Raw genomic sequence first — 9650 nt, 5'->3', positions numbered from 1 at the left:
GCCGAGCACCGATGCCGTTCTTGCTGGCATCAGGGCCGCAAGCGGCCAGGCCGGCGCATTGCTGATCGTCAAGAATTATACGGGCGACCGCCTGAATTTCGGCCTCGCGGCGGAACTAGCGCGCGCGGAAGGCATCCCCGTCGAGATCGTCGTTGTCGCCGATGACGTTGCGCTGCGGGAAACCGTTCCTGCCGACCGTCGCCGCGGCATCGCCGGCACGGTTCTGGTCCACAAGCTCGCAGGCGCCGCCGCCGAGCAGGGCCTGCCGCTGGAGGACGTGGCCCGCATCGCCCGCTCGGCTTCCGAGCAACTCTCCTCCATGGGCATCTCGCTTGGATCTTGCACCCTGCCGGCCGTCGGCAAGCCGGGTTTCTCCCTGGGTGAACAGGAGATCGAAGTCGGCCTCGGCATTCATGGCGAGCAGGGTGTTCGGCGGATGCCGATCGCGCCGGTCGACCAGCTTGTGTCGATCGTGCTGGAAACGATCGAGGCAGACGGAAAGCTCAAGAAGGGCGATCGCGTCGCCCTGCTCATCAATGGTCTCGGCGCGACCCCGCCGATGGAACTGTCGATCGTAGCCCGCTCTGCACTCGCAGCGCTTGAGAGCAAAGGTGTGGCGGTCGAACGAGCCTGGGCAGGCACGCTCCTGTCCGCCCTGGACATGCCGGGCTTCTCGCTCTCCATCCTGCATGTCGATATCAGGTTCCTCGAACTGATCGATGCGCCGACAAAGGCAGATGCCTGGCCAAGGGGTGGAGTGGTCAATCGCAACCGGGAGCTCCCTTCATCACGGGCGGCTGAAAACCCAGCCGAAACCCGCGCGATCACTGCCTCCGGCAGGCAGCTCCAGAAGGCGGCGCACAACATCGCGAACGCCCTGATCGCCGCAGAAGCGCATCTGACCGAACTCGACAGCATCACCGGCGATGGCGATCTCGGCGCCAGCATGACGCGCGGTGCCGAAGCCGTTCTAGCACTTCCCGACACTGCCTTTGCGGATGTCGCAGGCGGCCTGATGGCGATGGGCGATGCCGTCAGACGCGCAATTGCCGGCAGCTCCGGACCATTCTACGCCACAGCCCTGATGCGCGCGTCACGCCAGCTCGCAGGCATTGAGGCCCCGACATCAGTCGAGATGGCCGAAGCCTTCTCCGCCGCCGTTCAGGCCGTCTCCGACCTCGGCGGAGCAAAGCCCGGCGACAGGACCATGATCGACGCCTTGCGCCCGGCAGCGGATGCCTTCATCGCGAACCTTGGAAAGGGACAGGCAACCCAAGAAGCCTGGCAGGAGGCGATTGCCGCCGGAATTGCCGGCGCGGAAGCGACGAAGGCGATGTGGCCAAGGCTGGGCCGTGCAAGCTACCTCGGCGACCGGGCTATCGGTCATCCGGACGGTGGTGCAGTGGCAGTGACCGTGTGGCTTAAGGCAATAGGGGCGAATGAGGCTTAGTCTCAGTTCTGGCAGCCGGTGGGTTTAACACCCGGCTGCGAATTTCTGCAGGCTGCATGAATGACGAAATCTTGATTGCTCGCGCGGTTTCCGGAGCTTCGGACCAGCCTATTTCCCTAGCGATGACACGAGCCTGTAATGGGGTTCCGATGTCGTCGTTATCGGTATGGGGGTAAATAAAATGTCCCAATTTCGAAAACTGTTGGCAGCCGGGGCAGCTGTCGTCGTCATAGTCATGGCATCGTCCTGCACGACGAGCTCGGATAGTTCGATCCAGACCGGCTCGGTCGGGTATGGGCGAAGCGCTGACTTTGGGCTCCGACCGGCGTGCCTGGGCGGATTTGGCAACGATAGACCTTGCAGTTATTGACAAACTGCCGGTCCGCCAGACGAGGTTCCGAAGTTGACTGAATGCTGGATCGCTAGCACAGCGGACCGGGTAGCGACGGCTTTCGCCGTTGAAGTCATTGAAAGCGATCCAATATTGTCAGATGAACAGAGGTGATGCGAAAGGACGCAGTTTCCTGTGATGGCGGAGCTTCGCATATCGTTGCCGATGACATAGAGTACAAAAAATCGATAATTGCTTGATTCACACCACGCCGACCTCGGTCCCGAGGCGGCCCATTTTCATAACCAATGGGAGCTGCATGATGGAATATCGTCGTTTGGGAAAATCGGGTCTGAAAGTGAGCGAGTTCTCCTTCGGATCGTGGGTCACGTTCGGCAAGCAGGTCAATGGCGGCGATGCCATCGATCTCATGAAGCTCGCCTACGACAATGGGATAAACTTCTTCGACAATGCCGAGGGATACGAAAGCGGCAAGTCCGAAATCGTCATGGGCGAGGCGCTGAAGTCGCTTGCCTGGAGCCGCGACAGCTATGTCGTCTCCAGCAAGGTCTTCTGGGGAGGCCAGAAGCCAACGCAGCGCGGCCTGTCGCGCAAGCATGTGACGGACGCCTGCCACGCAGCGCTGAAAAGGCTGCAGGTGGACTATCTCGACCTGTACTTCTGCCACCGCCCGGATATCGACACGCCGATCGAGGAAACGGTCCGCGCGATGCACGATCTCGTCGCCCAGGGCAAGGTGCTCTACTGGGGCACGTCGGAATGGTCCGCGCAGCAATTGACGGAAGCCTACGCCGTCGCCCGGGATCTGCGCATCACGCCGCCGACCATGGAGCAGCCGCAATACAACATCTTCGAACGCCAGAAGGTCGAAGCCGACTACCTTCCGCTCTACGACCTGATCGGCCTCGGCACCACCATCTGGTCACCGCTCGCCTCCGGCGTTCTGACCGGCAAATACAATGATGGCGTACCGGCCGACAGCCGCATGAACCTGCCAGGCTACGAATGGCTGAAGGAAAAGTGGTCGACCGATGCCGGCCGCGCCCAGCTTGCACAGGTTCGCGAGCTGGCAAAGCTCTCAGACGAGATCGGCCTGTCGATCACCCATCTCGCCCTTCTCTGGTGCCTCGCCAACAAGCACGTCTCGACCGTCATCCTTGGCGCATCGCGTGCAAGCCAGTTGCAGGACAATCTCGCGGCTCTGTCGCATAAGGATAAGGTGACATCAGACGTGCTGGAGCGCATCGACAGCATCGTCGGCAACAAGCCGGAAGCACCGCGCCGCTTCTAGGCAAGGCCAAAGCTAGATCGAGCACCTCTGCTCTTATCTTTATTCTAATAGGAAAATGGCCGGACCTTTATGGTTCGGCCATTTCATTTTCACTGCCCCTTCATTGACCGCGCGTTGGAACGGGTGGCAGCCAAGTTGATCGCCTCGAACCGGTCTTTCATACGCGTGCTGGTGGGTTGATGACTTCACTGTAGCCAAGGCCCTGTCTTGACCTTGTTGGCTGGACGCCTGCGATCCTACCTTTGCGACACCATGCGAAAAAGGGCAGAATCGGACGGAAAATGTATCTGTCACAGGCTGATGGTCACCGTGGTTCCCGTCAGACTACCTTCGAGAGCTACGCTCCCGTGGTGACGGGTCACGATCTGCTTCACGATACTCAATCCGAGACCGGCACCTGTGCTGCGCGGCGTGACCCTGTAGAACGGTTCGAACACGAGGTCACGATGCGCTGATGGAATTCCCGGGCCTTCGTCCGAGACCGAGATTCCTCCGTTTTGGAACACGTGCACCGATATCGTGCCGCTATTTCCGCCATGGTCGATCGCATTGCGCACAAGGTTGCCTATGGCGCGTGACATCGCCGACCGGCTTGCCAGCCGATAAAGCTCGTCCACGTCACTGTCGAACGAGATTTCATATCCATTTCTTATGGCGAGCGGGGCTTGGTCGGCGACGACGTTTCTGGCGACTTCCACCAGATCGACATTTTCATGTGGCTCGAGAGACTGCTCACTCCGTTCGAAGTCGAGCAATTGTTCCGCCGTCTCCCTTAGACGGCCGATGTCATCCATCATGGTGTCGCGCGTGCTTCCTTCCAGTGTCGTATCGATACGCGTCTGCATGACCGCGATCGGCGTGCGGAGCTCGTGTGCGGCATCGATGAGAAAACGTTCTCTGGCTGCGAACTGCTGCTCGAGCCGCTCCAGAACAGAATTGAATGCGTGGATAAGCGGAACGACTTCGCTCGGAACTCGATCCACTGGCAGCCGAGATCCTGGCTGGCGCGGGTCGATCTCCGGCGCTTTCCGAACGACCTCGCTCAATCCTGAGAGCGAACGCTTGACCAGTCGCGGCACGGCGAGGAAGAGGGCGGGCAGGGTAACTGCAAGCAGGGGCACGTAGATCTTGTATGTGCCGCCAAGCATCGTGAGGAATATCGACTCGTTTCCGTTGCGGCCGCCATAAAGCACCCGGATCTCGGTCGTATTGATCTCGATGTCGTCGACTGAAGCCGGTACAGGGGCGGTTGCTCCCGTGCCACGAATGTCGGCGTCCTTGATAAGCGGCACGAACTTGGCGAGCTGTGTGTAGGCAGGTGGAATATTTCCATATGCCACTGCCGTTCCGTCCGGGGCTGCGGCGTAAAAAAAGAGATTTGGGGTATCATTCTTCAACGCTCGGAGCCGTTCGCTGTCTTCGATGCGAAGCCCTCGTCCAGGTTCGTAGCTCAGGGATCCTTCCAGGGCGCTCAGGAGCCGGCGCTCCATGCTGACGTTCGGAGAAAGGATCATCGCCCCGTAGATGCACAGCCCGACGATCACCGATGCCGTAGTGCCGACGAATAGCAGGCTGAGCTGCCAGTTAAGTCTCCACCACAGCGACGTATTCGGAAATCGCATCAATGTTCCTTCAGCAGATATCCGACCCCGCGGATGTTGTGGATGGACACGCCGGCGTCCACGTCAGTTAGGCGTTTTCTCAGTCGCGACACATGAGCGTCCAGCGCGTTGGATTGGATCGTCTCCTCGTAATTGTAGATTTCGGTTTCCAGCGCCGATCTGAGGACAGTTTTACCTTTTCGCTTCGCAAGGGTAACGAGCACCATCAGCTCTCGACGAGGCAGGTCGAGCTGCAGTTCACCGACCATGACGTCCATCCGGATCGGATCCACGGTCATCCGTCCTGCGATTATGGACGGCTCCGCCAAGGCCGACGGGCGTCGCATGACAGCGCGCAGTCGAGCGAAAAGCTCCTCCATCAGAAACGGCTTGCCCAGATAGTCGTCGGCGCCGAGGTCCAAGCCCGCGACCCTTTCCGCCGGTTCGTTTCTGGCAGTCAGGACGATGACCGGGGTCACGACGCCGGAGCTTCGTAGCCAAGGAATGAATGTGATGCCGTCGCCGTCTGGCAGGCGTCTGTCAAGCAGGATCGCATCGTAGGTTTGTTGTCGAGCCAGCTCGATTGCATCCCCAAGAAGAGCGGTGTGGTCCACCGCGATGCCCTTCTTGCTAAGCGAAGCCGCAACCGCTTCCGCCAGCCTTGTCTCGTCTTCGACCAACAGGATCTTCATGTCTCGCCCACCTTTTCGATCCTATGTTCACGACGACCATTGCGACAGGATTACGGCGTGAGCGTTTCGAGCGAGGGAAGTCATGGGTCGCTACGAGTTGGATAAAGGAGATCGCATGATCGTGCGCCTTTCGCCACAGGAGCAATAGTCATTAGTCGTTCCCGAGATGGTCTGAGCCTGGCAAATCCCATGAGATACCAATCGCCTCCGAACGAAAAACTCCAGGCACTTGCGCGCCTGGAGTTGCTTTCTGGTGGGTCTGCTCCGACCTGAATTTTCCCGAAGAAATCAGCTGCAGCCGCTCGTCGCGCCGCATGTGTCACACTTCTCGCAGGTGCCGTTGCGCACCATCGTGAAGTTCTGGCACTCGCCGCACATGTTGCCCGTGTAGCCTTGCATGATCGAGCGGGCGCGGCGTTCGGCTTCCACCTTCTTGGCTTCCGTCTTGGCGGAGGCAGCGTCGGCTGCGGCCTTGTCGGAGAAGAGGGCGGTTGCCTCGGTGCCGGTTTCCTCGATCACCTCTTCGGCAATCTCTTCTGCCAATTCCTTGGCACGCTCTTCATAGTCGCGCTTGAAGGCGACGATTTCGGAAGTCGAAATCGCCACTGTCGGCTCCAGCTTGCGGGCGGCAGCACCAGCAAACGACGTCACCGAGCCGGTCGAGGAAGCGCGGGCAGGGGCCGCAGTTGCCGCACCCTTCGGCTCGCCGCCCTGACGTTCGATGCCGGTATTGGAGACCAGCGTCGGCTTGTAGCCGCGGGTCCAGCCGGTGGAAAGCAGGTTCGTCTTGCCTTCCTGGATACCCTTGCCGAGCGCCGTGTTGGAGAAATCAGACGTATCGACATGGGCGAGATCGTGACGGCCGAGATAGGAGACGGCGAGTTCGCGGAACACGTAGTCGAGGATCGACGTGGCGTTCTTGATCGCGTCGTTGCCGATGACCATGCCGGCCGGCTCGAACTTGGTGAAGGTAAACGCCTCCACATATTCTTCCAGCGGCACGCCATATTGCAGACCAAGCGAGATGGCGATGGCGAAGTTGTTCATCATCGCACGGAAGGCGGCACCTTCCTTGTGCATGTCGATGAAGATCTCGCCGATACGGCCGTCGCCGAATTCGCCGGTCCGCAGGTAGACCTTGTGACCGCCGACGGCAGCCTTCTGGGTATAGCCCTGGCGGCGGTTCGGCAGCTTCTCGCGTTCGCGGGAAACACGCTCGATCACGCGCTCGATGATCTTCTCGGTCACCGTCACGGCCTGGGCCGCTGCCGGCTGCTGGATCAGATCCTCAAGCGCATCCTCGTCGCTCTCGTCCTCGATCAGCGAGGCGTTGAGCGGCTGGGAAAGCTTGGAGCCGTCACGGTAGAGGGCGTTCGCCTTCAGGCCGAGCTTCCAGGACATCATGTAGGCGTTCTTGCAATCCTCGACGGTCGCCTCGTTCGGCATGTTGATCGTCTTGGAGATCGCACCCGAGATGAAGGGCTGGGCAACCGCCATCATGCGGATATGGCTTTCGACCGAGAGATAACGCTTGCCGATCTTGCCGCACGGATTGGCGCAATCGAAAACCGGCAGGTGCTCCTTCTTGAGGAAAGGCGCGCCTTCCAGCGTCATCGCACCGCAAACATGGATGTTGGCAGCCTCGATGTCCTTCTTCGAGAAACCGATATGGTCGAGCAGGCTGAAGCTCATGTCGCCGAGCTGTTCGTCGGAGACCTTCAGAGTGGTCTTGAGGAAGTCGGCGCCGAGCGTCCACTGGTTGAAGACGAACTTGATATCGAAGGCGCTCTTCAGAGCGGCATTGACGGCTTCCACCTTCTCGTCGGTAAAGCCCTTGGTCTTCAGCGTCGAGGGATTGATGGCCGGAGCCTGGTTCAGATTGCCGTGGCCGACAGCATAGGCTTCGATCTCGGCGATCTGGCTTTCGGAATAGCCGAGCGTGCGCAGCGCATCCGGAACGGCGCGGTTGATGATCTTGAAGTAGCCGCCGCCGGCGAGCTTCTTGAACTTCACCAGAGCGAAGTCAGGCTCGATGCCGGTCGTGTCGCAATCCATGACGAGGCCGATCGTGCCGGTCGGTGCGATAACCGAGACCTGCGCGTTGCGGTAGCCGTGCTTTTCGCCGAGCTCAAGCGCCTTGTCCCAGGCAGACTTCGCATGGGCTACGAGATCCTGGTCGGGGTTTTCCGAATGGATCAGCGCGACCGGGTTCACGGAAAGCGCCTCGTAGCCTGTGTTTTCGCCATGCGCAGCGCGGCGGTGGTTGCGGATGACGCGAAGCATGTGCTCGCGGTTCGGCGCGAAGTTCGGGAATGGTCCGAGTTCGGCAGCCATTTCGGCCGATGTCGCGTAGCAGACGCCGGTCATGATCGCCGTCAGCGAACCGGCAATGGCGCGGCCCTCGGAGCTGTCATAAGGGATACCCGTCGACATCAGCAGGCCGCCGATATTGGCGTAGCCGAGGCCGAGCGTGCGGTATTCGTAGGAAAGCTCGGCAATGCGCTTCGACGGGAACTGCGCCATCATGACCGAGACTTCGAGCACGACGGTCCACAGACGAACGGCATGTTCGTAGTCGCCGATATTGATGCGCTTCGTCGCCTTGTCCTTGAACTGCAGGAGGTTCAACGAGGCAAGATTGCAGGCGGTGTCGTCGAGGAACATATATTCCGAGCACGGGTTCGAGCCCCGGATCGGGCCGCCGGCCGGCGATGTGTGCCAGTCGTTCATCGTCGTGTTGAAGTGGATGCCCGGATCGGCCGATGCCCAGGCGGCATAGGAAATCGTTTCCCAGAGATCGCGGGCCTTCAGCGTCTTCATCACCCGGCCGTCCTTGCGGGCGGTCAGGTTCCAATCGCCATCTTCCTCGACAGCGCGCAGGAAGTTGTCCTTGATCGAGACGGAGTTGTTGGAGTTCTGGCCCGAAACGGTGAGATAGGCTTCCGAATCCCAGTCCGTGTCGTAGGTCTTGAACTCCATGTCCTTGTAGCCCTGGCGGGCGAACTGGATGACGCGCTGGACATAGTTTTCCGGAACCTGATCCTTCTTGGCAGCGCGGATTTCGCGCTTCAGGGCGGGGTTCTTGGCAGGGTCGAAGCAGTCGCCATTGTCGCCTTCGCAATTGACGCAGGCCTTCATGATCGCCTTCAGATGCTGGGCGACGACCTTGGAGCCGGTCACGAGAGCGGCAACCTTCTGCTCTTCCTTGACCTTCCAGTTGATGTATTCCTCGATATCGGGATGGTCGATATCGACGACGACCATCTTGGCCGCACGGCGTGTCGTACCGCCAGACTTGATGGCGCCGGCAGCCCGGTCGCCGATTTTCAGGAAGCTCATAAGGCCGGAGGAGCGGCCGCCGCCGGAAAGCTTTTCGCCTTCGCCGCGCAGCATGGAGAAGTTGGAGCCGGTCCCGGAGCCGTATTTGAAGAGACGCGCTTCACGAACCCAGAGGTCCATGATGCCGCCTTCGTTGACGAGATCGTCTTCGACGGACTGAATGAAGCAGGCATGCGGCTGCGGATGTTCGTAGGCAGACTTGGACTTGGTAATCTTGCCGGTAAAGGGATCGACATAAAAATGGCCCTGGCCGGGGCCGTCGATGCCATAGGCCCAGTGCAGGCCGGTATTGAACCACTGCGGGGAGTTCGGGGCAACGCGCTGCGTGGCGAGCATATAGGCAAGCTCATCCTTGAACGCTGCCGCATCTTCCTCGGAAGAGAAATAGCCGCCCTTCCAGCCCCAATAGGTCCAGGTGCCGGCGAGACGATCGAAGACCTGGCGCGCGTCGATTTCCGAGCCGGTCTGTTCGTCCTTCGGCAAATCCTTCAGCGCAGCGTCGTCGGCAACGGAGCGCCACAGGAAGGAGGGGACACTGTTCTCCTCAACCTTCTTCAGGCGGGCAGGGACACCGGCCTTGCGGAAGTATTTCTGCGCCAGGACGTCGGTGGCGACCTGGGAAAACTGCGCGGGAACTTCGATGTTCTCGAGGCGGAAAACGATCGACCCATCCGGGTTCTTGATCTCGCTCGTCGCCTTGCGGAATTCGATATCCGCATAGGCGCCTTGACCAGCCTTCGTAAACCGACGTTCGATGCGCATGTTCTTAACCTCTTGTTGGCACCCGAAAGGGCGCAAAATTCCCGTCCGGCTACGCGTTGTCCCTTCGCGCGGCCAGTGCTCGTTCCGTCTTGTGACAGGATGTCATCCGGAGATGTCTGTCCTGTATCTTGTGGTGAGGCTGGCTGCAAACACTAAATATAGT

At 60.1% G+C, this 9650-nt stretch carries 6 protein-coding genes; 3 read left to right on the top strand and 3 right to left on the bottom strand.

What is annotated here, in order from left to right; all coding sequences use genetic code 11:
• The 3 genes from AC1DNW_RS20630 to AC1DNW_RS20620 all read left to right on the top strand — a co-directional run.
• The coding region (locus AC1DNW_RS20630; RefSeq protein WP_477854207.1) for a dihydroxyacetone kinase family protein at positions 1 to 1450 on the top strand (1450 nt) is incomplete at its 5' end.
• A 181-nt stretch (positions 1451 to 1631) separates the two neighbouring features.
• The gene (locus AC1DNW_RS20625; RefSeq protein WP_113309276.1) at positions 1632 to 1820 is read left to right on the top strand and encodes a hypothetical protein; all 189 of its coding nucleotides are present in this window, start codon (positions 1632 to 1634) and stop codon (positions 1818 to 1820) included.
• Between the two features lie 283 nt (positions 1821 to 2103).
• Entirely contained in the window at positions 2104 to 3093 is a 990-nt protein-coding gene (locus AC1DNW_RS20620) for a potassium channel beta subunit family protein (protein WP_113309253.1), read from the top strand.
• A gap of 290 nt (positions 3094 to 3383) precedes the next feature.
• On the opposite strand, the gene AC1DNW_RS20615 is transcribed toward AC1DNW_RS20620, so the two are convergent.
• The 3 genes from AC1DNW_RS20615 to AC1DNW_RS20605 form a co-directional block, all read right to left on the bottom strand.
• Positions 3384 to 4715, bottom strand: coding sequence for a sensor histidine kinase (locus AC1DNW_RS20615; protein WP_113309252.1), 1332 nt, complete (start codon positions 4713 to 4715; stop codon positions 3384 to 3386).
• On the bottom strand, positions 4715 to 5386 hold the full coding sequence (locus AC1DNW_RS20610; RefSeq protein ID WP_113309251.1) for a response regulator transcription factor: 672 nt from the start codon (positions 5384 to 5386) through the stop codon (positions 4715 to 4717). Before AC1DNW_RS20610 ends, AC1DNW_RS20615 begins: the two co-directional genes overlap by 1 nt.
• A gap of 288 nt (positions 5387 to 5674) precedes the next feature.
• On the bottom strand, positions 5675 to 9487 hold the full coding sequence (locus AC1DNW_RS20605; RefSeq protein ID WP_113309169.1) for a vitamin B12-dependent ribonucleotide reductase: 3813 nt from the start codon (positions 9485 to 9487) through the stop codon (positions 5675 to 5677).
• Positions 9488 to 9650 lie beyond the last annotated feature (163 nt).

The sequence above is a fragment of the Rhizobium sp. 05L429 genome, from assembly GCF_056397645.1.
The sequence above is the reverse complement of the archived record's forward strand: the minus strand, read 5'-3'. Positions and strand labels throughout refer to the sequence as shown.

What these genes read in the sequence shown, in the direction of transcription:
- AC1DNW_RS20605 (WP_113309169.1), bottom strand. Translation starts at nt 9,487, where the DNA reads ATGCGCATCGAACGTCGGTTTACGAAGGCTGGTCAAGGCGCCTATGCG.
- AC1DNW_RS20625 (WP_113309276.1), top strand. Translation starts at nt 1,632, where the DNA reads ATGTCCCAATTTCGAAAACTGTTGGCAGCCGGGGCAGCTGTCGTCGTC.
- AC1DNW_RS20615 (WP_113309252.1), bottom strand. Translation starts at nt 4,715, where the DNA reads ATGCGATTTCCGAATACGTCGCTGTGGTGGAGACTTAACTGGCAGCTC.
- AC1DNW_RS20620 (WP_113309253.1), top strand. Translation starts at nt 2,104, where the DNA reads ATGGAATATCGTCGTTTGGGAAAATCGGGTCTGAAAGTGAGCGAGTTC.
- AC1DNW_RS20610 (WP_113309251.1), bottom strand. Translation starts at nt 5,386, where the DNA reads ATGAAGATCCTGTTGGTCGAAGACGAGACAAGGCTGGCGGAAGCGGTT.